Here is a 14,561-nt window from a genome sequence, read left to right as displayed (position 1 = left end):
GCCCGACCCACGTCTTTGACTCGTCAAGCATATGTATGCTTGACGAGTCAAAGACGTGGGGTGCGGGCCTGCCGGCGCGGACCCCGGAACCCCCCGGGCGTCCGTCCGCGCACCAGAAAGACGAACCACCATGCAATTCGGCATCTTCGGAGTCGGCGACGTCACCCGGGACCCGGTCACCGGACGCACGCCGAGCGAGGCGGAGCGCATCGACGCCATCGTGCGCATCGCCCGGCGCGCGGACGAGCTCGGCCTGGACGTCTTCGCCATCGGCGAGCACCACAACCCGCCGTTCATCCCCTCCTCGCCCACCACGATCCTGGGGCACATCGCGGCGCTCACCGGGCGGATCACGCTGAGCACCTCCGTCACACTGATCACGACGAACGACCCGGTGCGCATCGCGGAGGAGTACGCGATGCTGCAGCACGTCGCCAAGGGCCGGGTCGACCTCGTCCTCGGACGCGGCAACACGGCGCCGGTCTACCCCTGGTTCGGGCAGGACATCCACCGGGGTGTCGAACTCGCGCTGGAGAACTACAACCTGCTGCACCGCTTGTGGCGGGAGGACGTGGTCGACTGGGAGGGCAACTTCCGCTCCGCCCTGCAGGGCTTCACCTCCACCCCGCGCCCCCTGGACGACGTGCCGCCCTTCGTGTGGCACGGCTCCATCCGCACGCCCGAGATCGCCGAACAGGCCGCGTACTACGGCAACGGCTTCTTCGCCAACAACGTCCTCGCGCCGTACGGGCACTTCGAACGGCTCGTCGCCTTCTACCGCCAGCGGTTCGCGCACCACGGGCACGGCGCCCCGGAGCAGGCGATCGTCGGCCTCGGCGGCCAGGCCCACATCGCCCGGCGCTCGCAGGACGCGGTCGCGGCGTTCCGCCCGTACTTCGAGGGCCACCCGCTGTTCCGCGGGCACTCGCTGGACGAGTACCGCAAGCTCACCCCGCTGTCGGTGGGCAGTCCGCAGGAGGTCATCGACAAGACGATGGACTTCCGGGAGCGCTTCGGCGACTACCAGCGCCAGTTGTGGAACGTGGACGGCATGGGGCAGCCCGTCGAGGTCGTCCTGGAGCAGATGGAACTGCTGGCGACCGAGGTGGTGCCGGTGCTCCGCAAGGAGATGGGCTCGCTGCGCGCCCCGGGCGTGCCGGACGCGCCCACGCACGCGAGCCTGGTGCGGGCGAAGTACGGCGACGCCGAGCCGCGGCAGCCGCGGCCGAACCCCAACCGCGGGGACAACGTCACCGGCGCCTCGCCGTACCAGGACAGCGATCCGTCGGTCGCCGCGCACCGGCCCCTGGCAGGCTGAGCCATGAGCACCGGAACCCCGGCCGCCGACGCGTCCGCCACCCGCCCGCTCAGCCTCGTCGTCCTCGACGCGGGGGTCGGCGATCCCTCCTCGTCGCGGCTGCTGGCCGGCCGCATCGCCCACCGGGCCGTCGCCGCGCTGCGTGAGCAGGGGCGTACGGCCACGACCCGGTCGATCGGACTCGGCCCGCTCGCCGTCGACATCGCCCGGGCGATCGTCTCCGGGCATCCCGGTGAGGACCTGCAGGCGGCGATCGGCGAACTGGCCGCCGCGGACGGCGTGATCACCTCCACCCCGGTCTACACCGCCGGGGTGAGCGGCCTGTTCAAGTCGTTCTTCGACGTCCTGGACGGCGACCTGTTCGTCGCCAGGCCCGTCGTGCTCGCCGCGACGGCCGGCAGCGCGCGTCATGCGCTGGTGGTCGAGGACCAGGTCCGCCCCATGTTCGCCTACCTGCGCGCCCTCTCCGTCCCGACGTCGGTCTTCGCCGCCCCCGAGGACTGGGGCGCGTCGGCGCTGGGGGACCGCATCGGCCGGGCGGCGGTCGAGCTCGCGGCGCTGATGGCCAGCGGGGTCGCCGACACGATCGCGGACCGGGCCTGGTCCGGCTACCAGCACCGCTTCGGCGGCAACGCCACGCGTGCCGAACGCACCGCCGCCGACGTCGACTTCGACACCCCGCTCATGCGCCTGGCCGCCGGTGGAGCCCCGTTGCGGAAGGAAGGCCCCGCCGGCTGACCGCCGAGGCGATCCCGCCGCTCCGGAGCCGGGGCGGCCGGGGCCGGGACCCGAGGTGTCCGGCGGCGTACCAGCCGACGTGGGCCAGGGCGGCGCCCGCGAGGGCGTCCAGGACGTAGTGGTTGGCGGTCAGGACGACGGTGGCGTCCATCGACACGGTGAGCGCGACGGCGAGGACGCGGAACCAGACCTTCCGGGTGGCGGCGAGGACCGCCAGCGTCATGAGGAGGTTCCAGCCGACGTGCAGGCTCGGCATCGCCGCGTACTGGTCGGTGAAGGCGGGCGGCTGCAGGACCCGGTAGGCATGGGACTGCTGCGTGACGGTGTCCGTCATGCCCGTCGCCGCCAGTCGCGGCGGGGCCACGGGGAACGCGGCGAAGACGACGAGCCCGGCCGCGCCCGAGATCAGCATCGCGCCGGCCGCCCGGGTGTACACCTCCGGGTGCCGGGAGAGCAGCCACAGCAGGGTGAGCGCGATGACCGGCCAGTGGCCGAAGATGTAGATCCAGTTGAGGACCCGCGTGACGGTGCGGTCGTCGACGACCAGGTCCTGCAGCGGGGACTCCCAGTCCAGGTGCAGGAACCGCTCGGTGGCCTGGACCCGGGCGGCGTTGTGCAGGGCCGTGCCCTGCGAACCGTCGGTCAGGCCCCGGACGCCGAAGTAGCCGATGACGGCGGCCACGACGACCGCGCTCCGCGGGACCAGCCGGGACGCGGTGGCGGCCGGGGGCCCGTCATGGGCCGCACGGCAGGAGACGGCGTCGTACGCCAGGTGGCGGGCGCGGTGCGCGTAGGGGGCGATGACGCTCATCGCGGGGTCCGGAAGCCCTGCCGGTCACTCTGGGTGCCTGGGTGCGACTCCGCGCGGACGCCGGGTCCCGCGAGCGGGGCCCGCCACAGCGGGACGACGATCCGGCTGCCGTCGGTGTTTCTGCCACTGCCGTCCGACGAGGGGAGTGGGCCGTTCATTTCTGCCTCCGGTTCAGTTGTGCTCGAACGCATCGCAACAACTGGGAGTTTCGTTTCCCGTATTCCGGAGGGTCGCGGTGGGGAAGATCACAGGAAGTCGTCGTGATGCGCCGGCCATGTCGCGGCATGGGGGATCACGGGAGGCCGGGCGCTTCTTCCTTGAGGGTCAAGTGAACTGACCATGCGTCCGATGAGAGGTGTCACCGCTGCTCATGCGCCAGGTACCCGGCGTGGAGTTGACAGGGAACGGCGACCGGTATCTACTTGACGCTGCAAGCATATGGGGTGGCGGCGGCTTCCGTGCACCGTCCGGGGATGTGCGGTGAGGAATGCCGGGCATACCTGCGACAGGCCTTTCCGCGGCGATGAATTCCCGCCCGTGCAGGCGGAATTCAGCACCGGCCCCGCTTCCGGCGGGTCGCTCGTGAGCGGCGCCCGGCGATGGCGGTGGCGTGCCGATTTACCGATTCCCTGCGGCACTTCTACGGTCATGGGACAGGGTCCATCACCTTGCGTAAGGGGACGGCCGTGGTCACCGTCAGTGATGCCTTCTACCGAATCCTGCGCCATCACGGGGTGAAGGCGGTCTTCGGCAATCCCGGGTCCAACGAGCTCTCGTTCCTCACCGGACTGCCCGAGGACATCCCCTACTACCTGGCCCTCCAGGAGGGCGCCGCGATCGCGATGGCCGACGGCTTCGCCCAGGCATCGGACACGACCGGCTTCCTCAACCTGCACGCCGCCTCGGGCACCGGCAACGCGATGGGCTGCATGACCAACACGGCGAGCTGCCACACCCCGATGGTCGTCATGGCCGGCCAGCAGCCCCGGCGCTACGTCCCCGTGGGTGCGATGCTCACCAACGTCGACCCGACCAAGCTCTGCGACCCGCTGGTCAAGTGGTCCGGCGAACCGCCGCGGCCGCAGGACGGCCCGGCACTGGTCTCCAAGGGCCTGATGCTCGCCGGCTCCGCGCCGCGCGGCGTGGTCTACCTGTCCGTACCGCTGGACGACTGGAACCAGCCCGCCGAGGAAGGTGACCTGGCCCAGCTCATGGATCGCGGGGTCGAGGGCAGTCCCGTGGTGGCGCCGCGCGTGCTGGACGCGCTGGCCGGCGTGCTGGACCGCGCCGGGTCGCCGGTGCTCGTCCTCGCCCGGGGGCCGACACCGAGACCGGCTTCCCCGCGGCGGTCGCGCTGGCCGACGGGCCCGGCTGCCCGTGTGGGTGGCCCCCAGCCCGCCGCGGGCGCCGTTCCCCACGCGACACGGCTGCTACCAGGGCCAGTTGCCGTCCGCCGTCGGCGCGGTCGCGGAGGTGCTCTCCGGCCACGACGTCGTCCTCTGCTTCGGGGCGCCCGTCTTCCGGTACCACGCCCCCAGCGGCAGCGACTTCCTTCCGCCGGGCATCAGCGTGTACGGGGTCACCGACGACCCGGACGAAGCGGCCCGCGCCCCCTTCGGCCGCCTCGCCGTGGGCGACCCGTCCGACGCGCTGGTGCGTCTGGCCGAGGCGGCCGCACCGGGCGACCGGCCCTGGCCCCCCGAGCGCACCGTCGCGGCGGCGGACACCTCCGGGCCGGCCTTCACCGCCGAGGCGATCCTCGACGCGATCGAGCGCGGCAAGAGCGACGACACCGTGTTCGCCCTCGAGTGGACGTCCGCGGACATGGCGCGCGACCGGCTCACCATCACCCGGCCCACGTCGCTGTTCTACCCTGCCCCCGGCGGCCTGGGCTGGGGCCTGCCCGCCGCCATCGGGCTGCGGCTCGGCCGTCCCGAGCGGCCCGTCGTCGCCCTGATCGGCGACGGGGCCATGCAGTACACCACCTCCGTCCTGTGGACCGCCGCCCGCTACCGGGTGCCGGTCACCTTCGTGGTCTGCAACAACCGCAGGTACGGGGCACTGGAGGAGTTCTCCCGGCTCCTCCACGTCCCGGAGGGCGACTACCTGGACATCGCCGGCATCGGTGTCCTGGACCTCGCCCGTGGCTACGGCCTGGAGGCGCACCGCGCGGAGGACCTCCAGGACCTGACGGACTTCGTGCACCAGGGGCCGACCGCCCAGGTCCCCCGGCTCGTCGAGGTCCACCAGCGCTGAGGGGGCCGCCGGCGTCCCGTCAGGAGCGGGCGACGACCGCCTCCTTCGCGGGCGTGTGCCCGGCCGCGCTCCGACGGGGCACCAGCCATGCGGCGAGGACCGCCCCCAGTCCGGCGAGAGCGAGCGCGCCGAAGCCGTACGTGTACCCGGACTCGGCGGGCAGTCCGCCTTCGCCGACGCGGGCGCCGACGATCCCGCCCATGAGCGCGGCACCCAGGGCGCCGCCGATGGTGCGGAGGTTGGCGTTGACACCGCCCGCCACTCCCGTCTGCTCGGGGCGGACAGCGGCGACGACGACGTTCGACATCGTGGCGACGGCTCCCCCGAAGGCGGTGCCGAGCAGCACCATCGCGACCACCACCTGCCACGTGCGGTCGTGCCGGAAGGCGAGCCCGGCCAGCGCGACCACGTCGAGCACGGCCGCAGCGGTGAGCACCGTGCGCGCGCCGAGCCGCCGTGTCAGCCGCACCGACACCGGACCGGAGACGGACATCGCCACCGTCATCGGCAGCAGGAGCAGCCCGGCGCGGGAGACGCTCGCCCCGAAGCCGTAGCCGCTCTCCGGGGGGCTCTGCAGGAAGGCGGGCATGAAGCCGAGCACGGCGAAGACGCCCGTGCCCAGCAGCAGCGAGACCAGATTGGTGGTCCACACCGCGGGGACGCGCAGCATACGCATGTCGACCAGCGGGCTCGCGGAACGGCTCTCCGTCACGACCCAGGCCGCGCCGAGCGCGACGGCCGCGACCAGGGGGCCGGTCACCCTGCCCGACGACCACCCCCACGCCGAGGCCTGGGTCAGCGGCACGAGCAGCGCGAGCAGCCAGCCGGCCAGGAGCAGGGCGGACCCCCAGCTGACGGACCCGTCGTTCCGGGACGGCGAGGGCGGCACCACGAGCCGTGCCGCCACCGCGGCGAGGGCGGTGAGGACCATCGGGGCCCAGAACAACGCCCGGATGCCCAGGGCGTCGTCGAGCGGTCCGGCCAGGACGACGCCGCTGCCGCCGCCCACCGCGGTCAGTGCCGACGCGAGACCGATCGCGCCGGGGATCCGCTCCCGTGGCAACTCGTCGCGGATGATCCCGAAGGCGAGCGGCAGGACGCTGCCGCCGATGCCCTGGACGGCCCGTCCGGCGATCATCACGGTGATGTCCGTGGCGACGGCCGAGAGCAGCGAGCCCGCGGAGAGCGCGGCGAGTGCCACGACGAGCATCCGGTCCTTGCCGTACCGGTCGCCGAGGCGTCCGACGACGGGTGTGAAGACGGACGCCGACAGGAGGAAGGCGGTGACGACCCAGGTGATGAGCGTCTGTGTGGTGCGCAGTTCCTCCTGCAACCGGGGAAGCACCGGGTTGATCAGCGACTGGAGCAGGGCGAACGCGAAGACGCCCAGCAGGACGACGGCCAGGACGGCGCGCGGGCGCGCGGGACGCGGGGGAACGAGGGGTGGCATGGGGCCTTCTCTGCGAACGGGTGCGGGTTCCGCCGGTCCCGGCGCCCGGGAGGCCGGACGGCACTCGGGTCCCGGAGAAAGATGCCAACCAGATCTTATGTAGACAAGATGATCTGTCAAGCAGACGATATGCGCACCGAGGTGAATTAGGGTGTCCTCGTGACTTCACAGCGCGGCCTCGGTGCGGAGGCCCCGGAGAGCGGACCGTCCGGACTGGACGGCGACTTCGGCTTCGCCATCGGCGCGGTCTTCCGCGCCTACGCGAAGGCGGTCGACGCCGCTGTCGGTGACATCCCCGGCGGGCCCCGCGGCTACTTCGTGCTCGCGGCCGCCGTCTCGGGCGAGGCGGGCAGCCAGAAGTCCCTCGCCGAACGCCTCGGGGTCGACCGGACGGTCATGACCTACCTCCTGGACGACCTGGAGGAGGCAGGTCTGGTGGAGCGCAGGCCCGACCCCGCCGACCGCAGGAGCCGGCACGTGTTCGCCACCGAGCACGGCGCCGAACGCTGGGAGGAGTTGCGCGCCCGGGTCGGCCTGGTCGAGCAGCACCTGCTCGGCGTGCTGCCGGAGGAGTCGCGGGAGGCGTTCCACGGCATGCTGTGCACCCTCGCCCGTCATGTGACCGGGCGCGACCCGGTGGTCGACCCCTGCCAGGTGGTCGTCGAGTTCGGCATCGCCGAGGAGTCGCCGCGCGCACCGCGCCGCGGACGGCGGCGTCCCGCGAACTGACCGTCAGGGGTGCCGTGGTGGCGCCCCCGCCCTAATGCTTTTGCCGCCGCCGTCCGTTCGGACGGCGGCGGCTTCGCGTACCGCCGTCCTTACCCTCCACCCTCGCCCCGGGAGAGCCGAGGAATACGTGTGCTCACAGATGTGCTGCAATATATATTATTTGCGAGACAGATAAGCTGTCCGGCAGCACACTAAGAGGGACGAGGTCATGCCCGACCACGGTCACGAGCTCCTGCTCGGCACGTTCATCACCCCGACCGCCCACGACCCCGCGCAGGCCGTGGCCCTGGCCGAACTCACCGAGGCGTCGGGCCTGGACGTGGCGACGTTCCAGGACCACCCCTACAATCCGGACTTCCTGGACACCTACACGCTCATGACCTGGGTCGCGGCGCGGACGAGCCGGCTGCGCGTCTCGGCGAACGTCACGAACCTGCCCCTGCGCCCGCCCGCGATGCTCGCCCGTACGGCGGCGAGCCTGGACCTCCTGTCCGGAGGGCGGTTCGAACTCGGCCTCGGTGCGGGCGCCTTCCCCGACGCCGTGCACGGCATGGGCGGCCGGCGCCTGACGCCGGGCCAGGGGACCGAGGCGCTCGAGGAGGCCCTCGACGTCATCCGCGGTGTGTGGGACGGCGACGCTCCCGGCCCCCTGCGCTTCCAGGGCCGGCACCACACCGTCCCCGGGATGAAGCGCGGCCCGCGCCCCGCCCACGGCATCGGCGTCTGGCTCGGCGCCTACAAGCCGCGGATGCTGCGCCTGACGGGCCGCAAGGCCGACGGATGGCTGCCCACCCTGGAGTACCTGCGGACCCCGGGGATGGCGGAGGCCAACAAGACGATCGACGAGGCCGCGCTCGCGGCCGGCCGCGACCCCGGGGAGATCCGGCGCCTGCTCAACGTCTTCCGGGTGGACTTCTCCCCGGTGCGGCGCGGCCACCTCCAGGGCCCGCCGGCGCAGTGGGTCGAGGAACTCCTCCCGCTCGTCCTGGAGCACGGCTTCTCCGGCTTCTTCATCGGCCGGGACGACCCGCACGTGATCCGCACCTTCGGCGAGGAGGTGGCGCCCGCCCTGCGCGAGGCCGTCGCACGCGAACGGGCCGCCGCGGGCACGGGCACCGCCCCGCGGCGCCCGGCGGTCGCCCTCGCCGCGCGGCACGACACGCTCGACTACGACGCCGTCCCGGAGTCTCTGGCCGGCAAGGTCGTCGAACCCGGCGACCGCGGCTACGAGGACGTGCGCCACACCTACACCCGCACCGGTTCGCCCGCCCTGGTCGTCCGCGCGGAGAGCGCCGACGACGTGGTGGCGGCCCTCGCCTACGCGCGCGGCCAGGAAGTCGCCGTCGCGGTTCGCAGCGGCGGCCACGGCATCAGCGGCCGTTCGACGAACGACGGCGGGGTCGTCATCGACCTCTCCGCGATGAACGCGGTCGAGGTCCTCGACCGGTCCACCGGCCGCGTCCGCATCGGGCCCGGCGCGCGATGGGGGGACGTCGCGCGCGCCCTCGCCCCGTACGGACTGGCCATGAGCTCCGGCGACTACGGCGACGTCGGCGTCGGCGGGCTCGCCACGGCGGGCGGCATCGGCTACCTGGCCCGCAAGTACGGGCTCACCATCGACCACGTCAACGCGGCCGAGATCGTCGTCGCCGACGGCCGCAAGCTCCGCGTCGACGCCGGGCATCACCCCGACCTCTTCTGGGCGATACGCGGCGCGGGCGGCAACTTCGGCGTCGTCACGGCCTTCGAGCTGGAGGCCTACGAGGTCGAGGACGTCGCCTACGCCACGCTCGTCGTCGACGCGACCGACACCGCGGACTTCCTGATGGAATGGGGGCGCCTGGTGGAGGCCGCCCCGCGGGAGATCAGCAGCTTCCTGTCGCTCTTCCCAGGACGGCGCGGCGCGCCGGTGACCGCGCGGATCACCCTGGTGTACGCGGGGGACGACGTCGAGGAGGCGCAGCAGGCCCTCACCCCGTTCCTGGGCACCGGGCCGGTCCTCGACCAGCAGGCCCAACTCGCCCCGTACCACGCGATCGTGGCGCCGCCCGGGAACCGGCACCGCGGGCAGGGCCTGGAGGACACACGCAGCGGACTGCTCGCGCACATGACCCGCGAGGCGGCGGAGACCGTCGAGGCGATGATGAGGTCCGGCGACCTCCTCATCATGCAGTTCCGCTCGATGGGCGGTGCCGTGCACGACGTCCCCGTCGACGCGACGGCCTGGTCGCACCGCACCCAGGAGTTCTCCGTGCTCGCCGCCACCGCGCCGGATCTCGTCCCGCGCATGAACGCCCAGTGGGCCCGCCTGTACCCGCACTTGGACGGGACGTACCTGAGCTTCGAGACGGACACCGACCCGGCCCGCCTCCAGGACGCCTTCCCCGAGCCGGCCCTCACGCGGCTGCGCCGGACCAAGGCCGAGTGGGACCCGGGGAACGTCTTCAACCGCAACTTCCCCATCCCGCCCGCCACGTCCTCCGACGACGACGCGGCCGGGCGGTAGGCCCACGACCGCGTCGTCCGGGCCGCTGCGGGGCGTACGACGCCATCCGGAGCAGGTTCTCCGGTTGGTAGGCTGGGCGTATGGCAGCGACCGAGAGCCCCCGATCCGCAGAACGGGGACTGCGCGCGGACGCCGTGCGCAACCGGCAGCGGATCGTGGCGGCCGCGCGTCAGATCTTCGAAGAGCGGGGTCTGGACGCCCCGTTGGACGAGGTCGCCGAGCGCGCCGGGGTCGGCGCCGGCACGCTCTACCGGCGCTTCCCGACACGCGAGGAGCTGGTCGAGGCCGCTTTCGAGGAAGAGCTGACGCAGGTGGGAGCCATCGCCGAGGAGGCGCTGCTCTGCGAGGACCCGTGGACCGGCTTCACCACCTTCGTCGAGCGGCTGTGCGGGGCCATGGCGGCCGACCGCGGCATCAGCGACCTGCTCGTCCTCAGGCTTCCCAACTCGCGGGTGGCCGCCGGCTCCTGTGAGCGCCAGAACCGCGCCGTGGGCGAACTCGTGCGCCGGGCACAGGAGGCCGGAGCCCTGCGCGAGGACGTCGTTCCGGAGGACGTCCTCCTGTTCCTCATGGCGAACGCGGGCGTCATCGAGGTGACCCGGGGCGCCGCCCCCCACGCGTGGCGGCGCCTGGTGGCGTTCCTGCTGGAGGCGTGCAGGCCGGTCCACACCGGTCCGTTGCCGGCCGCGCCGACCCCGATGCAGACCCAGCGCGCGCTGCTGGGGAACGCGGAGGCCAAGGGCCTGCGGGCGCCGGGCCGCGAGGGCCGCGGCCTCGGCTGACCTACCGTCGGGCCCGTGCGGTGTTAGGTGCGTCACGGCGGAAATAAGTGGAGGGCCAAGTCCGGTTACCTGATCGGAAGACGAAGTCGACGCGCCGCCGTGGCGACGCGGACCCGGCTGATCAGGAGGCCGCCGTGAACCCATCCCCATCCGCGAGAGATGGCTGGACGGCACTGGGGCAGGACGCGGCGCACGTGCTCGACCGGATCCACGCCGTGGCCCCCTGGCCGCTGATGGCGGTGACCTTGCTCTGGCTGTCCCACCGGCAACCCGCGGTCTACGTCCGCGTCGCCGTCGCGCTGCTGCTGTCGAGCGCGGCCGGGCTCGCCCTCTCCGCGTCCATGGGACGCGTGCCGGTGCGCGAGGCGTCCCCCGCCCGCGACTACCTGGCGGACTACTTCGCGCTGCCCGGCGCGGGAGCGGGCTGGTACCTGCTGACGGCGCTCGCGGTCGTCGCCACCGTCCCGGCCGTCTGGGCGCGGATCGCCGTGGCGGCGATCGCCCTGTCCTCGGTCGCGGCGGCGGTGGCGACCGCCGACGACCCGGTGGCGGGCGCCCTGCTGGCCGCGGGCGTGCCGGTGCTCGCCTGGTTCACCGCACGCCACGTGCCGTACCGGCGGGGGGCGCGACGCGCACCCGAAGCGGCGCCGCTGCGGCAGGCGGGCTGACGGCCATGCACCTGGACGGCCTGATCGAGGCGGCCGGTTGGTGGTCGTACGTCGTCGTGTTCGCCGTGACGGCGGGGGAGACCAGCGCGTTCGTCGGCCTGCTGCTCCCCGGGGAGACCGTCATCCTCCTGGCGGCCGCCATCGCGGGCCGGGGGGACCTGGACCCCCTGCTCCTCGCCGCCGCCGTGGTCACCGGCGGCATGGCCGGTGACAGCCTCGGCTTCGCACTGGGCCGGCACTGCGAGCGGCACCCGGGCACGTGGCTGCACCGGATACGGCCCGACAGCCGGATCGGACGCGCCCAGCACTTCCTGCTGCGCCACGGCGGGGCGGCGGTGTTCACCGGCCGGTTCGTCGGTTTCGTCCGTACCTTCCTGCCGTTCGTCGCGGGGGCGTCCGGCATGCCCTTCCGCCGCTTCTTCGCCTACAGCAGCGCCGCGTCGCTGGTCTGGGGCGTCGGCAACGTGCTGCTCGGCTACTTCGCCGGCGCGGCCGCCACGGAACTGCTGCACCGGGCCGGTCTGGTCGCGATCCCCGTGCTCGTCGCCGCGGGTGCGGCCGCGCTGGTCGCCACCCGGCTCCTCGCCCGGCACCGGCGCGGGAGCGCACGGGCCGCGTCGAGGATCGTGGCGTCCGGCGGGCGCGCCCCGCGGACGCCGGAGCAGGACCCCGCGGACACGTACACCTCCGCACGGGAGTCGTGAGCGACCGCTTTCACGGGCTGTCCCGGGGGTGCGACGGGCATCGTGCGGGAGACCGCTGCCCGCCACGTGGGTTCGGTCGGGCTCACGGTCCGGCCAGGGCCCCCGGCGCGAGGCCGGTTGGTAGGCTGCGCCTCCGCGCGGCAACGGGGGGGCGGATGACGGCGGAATCGGGAACCCGGGTGCCTCCGAGCCCCTGGTCCAGGGGGATCGGGTTCGGCATCCTCTACGGCGCGCTGACCTCGGTGGTTTCCGTCGTCGGCATCGGCAGGGCATGGGCCGCGTGCGACGTCGGCGTCAACGCGGGCGCGAACTCGTTGACGCTGCTCTTCCTCGCGCCCCTCATATGGGTCGCGGCGGCGATCCCATGGGTCGTCGTCCTGCACGGCACCCTGGGACGACGCCACCGACGGGCGGCACTGGTCGCGGGTCTTGCCTTCACCGTCTGGTTCACGTGGTTCCTGGTGACGTGGCTCGGCATGCCGGACTCCTACCCGAGCCCCTGGTGCACGGACAACGTCCCGCCGTGGTGGCCGAGTTACCTTCCCGCGTGAGGCGGCCCCCGGCGGACTCCCCGCAGGGGAGACCGGTGCCAGGGGACGGGATACCGCACGCACCGTGATCCCTCTAGGATCCCCGGGTGCCCGAGACAGAGATCGTGACATCCGGTGAGCGCCCCGACCTCCGTGAGCAGGCGAAGGACGCGCTCTGGGGCGGGTGGCCGGAGTTCATCCTGCACGCGCCGTCCTCGGCCGTGTACCGGCGCCGGGCGCTGGCGTACTTCCCGCGGTTCGACGTGCTGCTGCTGGACGGCGGGGAGGTGGTGGCCGGCGGCGCGGGTGTGGCGTTGCGCTGGGACGGGGACGTCGGCACGCTGCCGGAAGGCTACGACGGCGCGATGGCCGCCGCGGTGACCGGGCACGAGGCCTCCGTCGTGCCCGACACCCTCTGCATCATGGTCGCGACCGTGCGTCCGGACCGCCTCGGGGGCGGACTGGCCGGCACGGTGCTGACCGCGCTGCGCGACCGCGCCGTGGACGCCGGACTGCGGCGGGTGATCGCACCGGTGCGGCCGACCCTCAAGGCGCGCTACCCGCTGGCGGCGATGGAGGACTTCGCCGGCTGGGCGCGCCCGGACGGGCTGCACCTGGACCCCTGGATCCGCACCCACCAACGGCTCGGGGCGAGGGTCCTCGCGCCCGCGCCGCGCTCCATGGTGATCCCCGGCACCGTGGCCGAGTGGGAGTCGTGGGCCGGCATGGCCTTCCCGCGGACCGGCGGTTACGTCGTCCCGGGAGCCCTCGACCTCGTGGAGATCGACCGCGAGCGGGACCAGGGCGTCTACGCCGAGTCCAACCTGTGGATGCGGCACCTCTAGCCGCTCCCGGCGGCCGTCTCAGGCGGCGCTGACGAGGTCGTCGCGGCCGAACAGCGGGGCGTAGTCGCACGGCAGCTGGTGGAGGACCCGCGTGGTCAGGTCGCGTCCGGCAAGACGGGCGACCACGGCGAGCACGGTGCAGCTGTCCCAGCGTGCCGTGGCGGTGCTGCCGCCGGTGCGGGCGGCCAGGTCCTCGACGAAGGCGCTGCAGGCGATGGGCAGGATCTCCGGGATCTCTGCGGTGAAGACCAGTGCCGCCTCGACCGGCAGGCACGCGGCCAGGGCGACGCGTTCGTCGCCGATGAGCCGGCGGCCCAGGGCGGCGAGCACTGCCCGCACGGCCTCCTCGGCCCGCTCCCGGGTGGGGTAGACGCCGTCGTACCGCACCCGCTCCAGCATGTGGTCGAACGTCATGGACGCCGTGGGCCGACCCGGTTGGGGCTCGGGGGACATCGGAGGACCTCCGCGGTGGGCGTACCGGCCGGTGGGTCCGGCCGTTCCGCCCGCGTCTACCCCGGAAACCGCGGTGTATGACTGCCGGACCGCCATGAGGACGGTACGGCCCGAAGGCCGTGAAACGGATCAGGGCCTTTTTCCGCCGTATGTCTTGACCTGTGCACTACAAAACCGTACATTCCGCCTGCCCGGCCGCTCCGGACGGGCATCCGTTCGTCGGCTTGGGGGGTTCCGCATGCACTGGTACGTGGACGTGCTCAGGAAGTACGCCGTCTTCGGCGGCCGCGCGCGCCGCACCGAGTACTGGATGTTCGCGCTGTTCAACGTGGTGATCAGCATCGTGCTCGTCCTCGTCGGGCGCGCGATCGACTTCAACTTCCTCCAGTCGATCTACGCGCTCGCGGTGCTGCTGCCCGGGCTCGGCGTCGCCGTCCGCCGCCTGCACGACACCGGGCGGTCCGGGTGGTGGATCCTGATCGCCCTCGTCCCGGTCGTCGGCGCGATCGTCCTGCTGGTGTTCTTCTGCACCGAGGGCCAGCCCTCCGAGAACCAGTACGGCGCGAACCCGAAGTTCGGCAGCGCGCCCGCCTGATCTCCCGCCTGATCTCCGCGTGGTGCGGGGCCCCTTCCGGCCGGGCCGGCCGGAAGGGGCCGCGTGCCGTCCGGGCCGTGCGGTGTCTGAATTCGCCGGTCGGGGGGTGTGGGGGGATGCTGGTGTATATGAGTACGCGCGTTCCTGCGGATTCTGTGCCTCGGGCGGAGTTGCCC

General features: G+C 73.1%; 14 protein-coding genes and 1 pseudogene. 12 read left to right on the top strand and 3 right to left on the bottom strand.

Annotated elements, in window-relative coordinates; genetic code table 11:
* Positions 1-130 precede the first annotated feature (130 nt).
* Complete coding sequence (locus ABZ312_RS07130) at positions 131-1,318, top strand: CE1758 family FMN-dependent luciferase-like monooxygenase (protein WP_500324879.1); 1,188 nt, start codon at positions 131-133, stop codon at positions 1,316-1,318.
* Between the two features lie 3 nt (positions 1,319-1,321).
* Positions 1,322-2,056: a CE1759 family FMN reductase gene (locus ABZ312_RS07125; RefSeq protein ID WP_500324881.1), complete on the top strand. Its 735-nt coding sequence runs from the start codon at positions 1,322-1,324 to the stop codon at positions 2,054-2,056.
* Here the strand turns inward: ABZ312_RS07125 and ABZ312_RS07120 are convergent.
* Positions 2,001-2,867 carry a phosphatase PAP2 family protein gene (locus ABZ312_RS07120; RefSeq protein ID WP_500324882.1) on the bottom strand — a complete coding sequence of 289 codons (867 nt, stop codon included), beginning with the start codon at positions 2,865-2,867 and terminating at the stop codon, positions 2,001-2,003. The two genes, ABZ312_RS07125 and ABZ312_RS07120, sit on opposite strands and share 56 nt — an antisense overlap.
* A 599-nt stretch (positions 2,868-3,466) precedes the next feature.
* Between ABZ312_RS07120 and ABZ312_RS07115 the strand changes: the two are divergent.
* A pseudogene (locus ABZ312_RS07115) lies at positions 3,467-3,835 on the top strand (thiamine pyrophosphate-binding protein); the annotation flags it as partial.
* 475 nt (positions 3,836-4,310) lie between these two features.
* On the top strand, positions 4,311-5,123 hold the full coding sequence (locus ABZ312_RS07110; protein ID WP_500436711.1) for a thiamine pyrophosphate-dependent enzyme: 813 nt from the start codon (positions 4,311-4,313) through the stop codon (positions 5,121-5,123).
* A 19-nt stretch (positions 5,124-5,142) separates the two neighbouring features.
* Here ABZ312_RS07110 and ABZ312_RS07105 read toward each other — a convergent pair whose 3' ends face one another.
* Positions 5,143-6,573: an MFS transporter gene (locus tag ABZ312_RS07105; protein WP_500358634.1), complete on the bottom strand. Its 1,431-nt coding sequence runs from the start codon at positions 6,571-6,573 to the stop codon at positions 5,143-5,145.
* Between the two features lie 159 nt (positions 6,574-6,732).
* Between ABZ312_RS07105 and ABZ312_RS07100 the strand changes: the two genes are divergently transcribed.
* The 7 genes from ABZ312_RS07100 (at position 6,733) to ABZ312_RS07070 (ending at position 13,337) form a co-directional block, all read left to right on the top strand.
* A complete protein-coding gene (locus tag ABZ312_RS07100; protein WP_500324888.1) occupies positions 6,733-7,302 on the top strand; it encodes a MarR family winged helix-turn-helix transcriptional regulator in 570 nt (189 codons plus the stop codon).
* A gap of 208 nt (positions 7,303-7,510) precedes the next feature.
* Complete coding sequence (locus ABZ312_RS07095) at positions 7,511-9,808, top strand: LLM class flavin-dependent oxidoreductase (RefSeq protein ID WP_500436709.1); 2,298 nt, start codon at positions 7,511-7,513, stop codon at positions 9,806-9,808.
* 80 nt (positions 9,809-9,888) lie between these two features.
* Complete coding sequence (locus tag ABZ312_RS07090) at positions 9,889-10,590, top strand: TetR/AcrR family transcriptional regulator (RefSeq protein ID WP_500324892.1); 702 nt, start codon at positions 9,889-9,891, stop codon at positions 10,588-10,590.
* Between the two features lie 134 nt (positions 10,591-10,724).
* A complete protein-coding gene (locus ABZ312_RS07085; protein WP_500324894.1) occupies positions 10,725-11,258 on the top strand; it encodes a hypothetical protein in 534 nt (177 codons plus the stop codon).
* 5 nt (positions 11,259-11,263) lie between these two features.
* Positions 11,264-11,962 carry a DedA family protein gene (locus ABZ312_RS07080; RefSeq protein ID WP_500324896.1) on the top strand — a complete coding sequence of 233 codons (699 nt, stop codon included), beginning with the start codon at positions 11,264-11,266 and terminating at the stop codon, positions 11,960-11,962.
* 179 nt (positions 11,963-12,141) lie between these two features.
* A complete protein-coding gene (locus ABZ312_RS07075; RefSeq protein WP_500324897.1) occupies positions 12,142-12,513 on the top strand; it encodes a hypothetical protein in 372 nt (123 codons plus the stop codon).
* Positions 12,514-12,599: 86 nt separating this feature from the next.
* Entirely contained in the window at positions 12,600-13,337 is a 738-nt protein-coding gene (locus ABZ312_RS07070; protein ID WP_500324899.1) for a hypothetical protein, read from the top strand.
* An 18-nt stretch (positions 13,338-13,355) separates the two neighbouring features.
* On the opposite strand, the gene ABZ312_RS07065 is transcribed toward ABZ312_RS07070, so the two are convergent.
* Positions 13,356-13,751 (bottom strand): DUF2267 domain-containing protein, encoded by a 396-nt coding sequence (locus ABZ312_RS07065; protein WP_500324901.1) that lies wholly within the window; start codon positions 13,749-13,751, stop codon positions 13,356-13,358.
* Between the two features lie 277 nt (positions 13,752-14,028).
* On the opposite strand from ABZ312_RS07065, the gene ABZ312_RS07060 reads away from it, so the two are divergent.
* Positions 14,029-14,385, top strand: coding sequence for a DUF805 domain-containing protein (locus ABZ312_RS07060; protein ID WP_500324903.1), 357 nt, complete (start codon positions 14,029-14,031; stop codon positions 14,383-14,385).
* Positions 14,386-14,561 lie beyond the last annotated feature (176 nt).

Origin of the sequence: Streptomyces sp. NPDC006207 (genome assembly GCF_040613835.1) — a bacterium.
In the GTDB taxonomy this organism is placed as follows: Bacteria; Actinomycetota; Actinomycetes; order Streptomycetales; family Streptomycetaceae; genus Actinacidiphila.
This window is presented reverse-complemented; position numbering and strand designations above follow the sequence as displayed.

Coding starts and splice junctions, on each gene's coding strand:
- ABZ312_RS07130 (WP_500324879.1), top strand. CDS start 131: ATGCAATTCGGCATCTTCGGAGTCGGCGACGTCACCCGGGACCCGGTC.
- ABZ312_RS07125 (WP_500324881.1), top strand. CDS start 1,322: ATGAGCACCGGAACCCCGGCCGCCGACGCGTCCGCCACCCGCCCGCTC.
- ABZ312_RS07120 (WP_500324882.1), bottom strand. CDS start 2,867: ATGAGCGTCATCGCCCCCTACGCGCACCGCGCCCGCCACCTGGCGTAC.
- ABZ312_RS07105 (WP_500358634.1), bottom strand. CDS start 6,573: ATGCCACCCCTCGTTCCCCCGCGTCCCGCGCGCCCGCGCGCCGTCCTG.
- ABZ312_RS07095 (WP_500436709.1), top strand. CDS start 7,511: ATGCCCGACCACGGTCACGAGCTCCTGCTCGGCACGTTCATCACCCCG.
- ABZ312_RS07090 (WP_500324892.1), top strand. CDS start 9,889: ATGGCAGCGACCGAGAGCCCCCGATCCGCAGAACGGGGACTGCGCGCG.
- ABZ312_RS07080 (WP_500324896.1), top strand. CDS start 11,264: ATGCACCTGGACGGCCTGATCGAGGCGGCCGGTTGGTGGTCGTACGTC.
- ABZ312_RS07065 (WP_500324901.1), bottom strand. CDS start 13,751: ATGACGTTCGACCACATGCTGGAGCGGGTGCGGTACGACGGCGTCTAC.
- ABZ312_RS07060 (WP_500324903.1), top strand. CDS start 14,029: ATGCACTGGTACGTGGACGTGCTCAGGAAGTACGCCGTCTTCGGCGGC.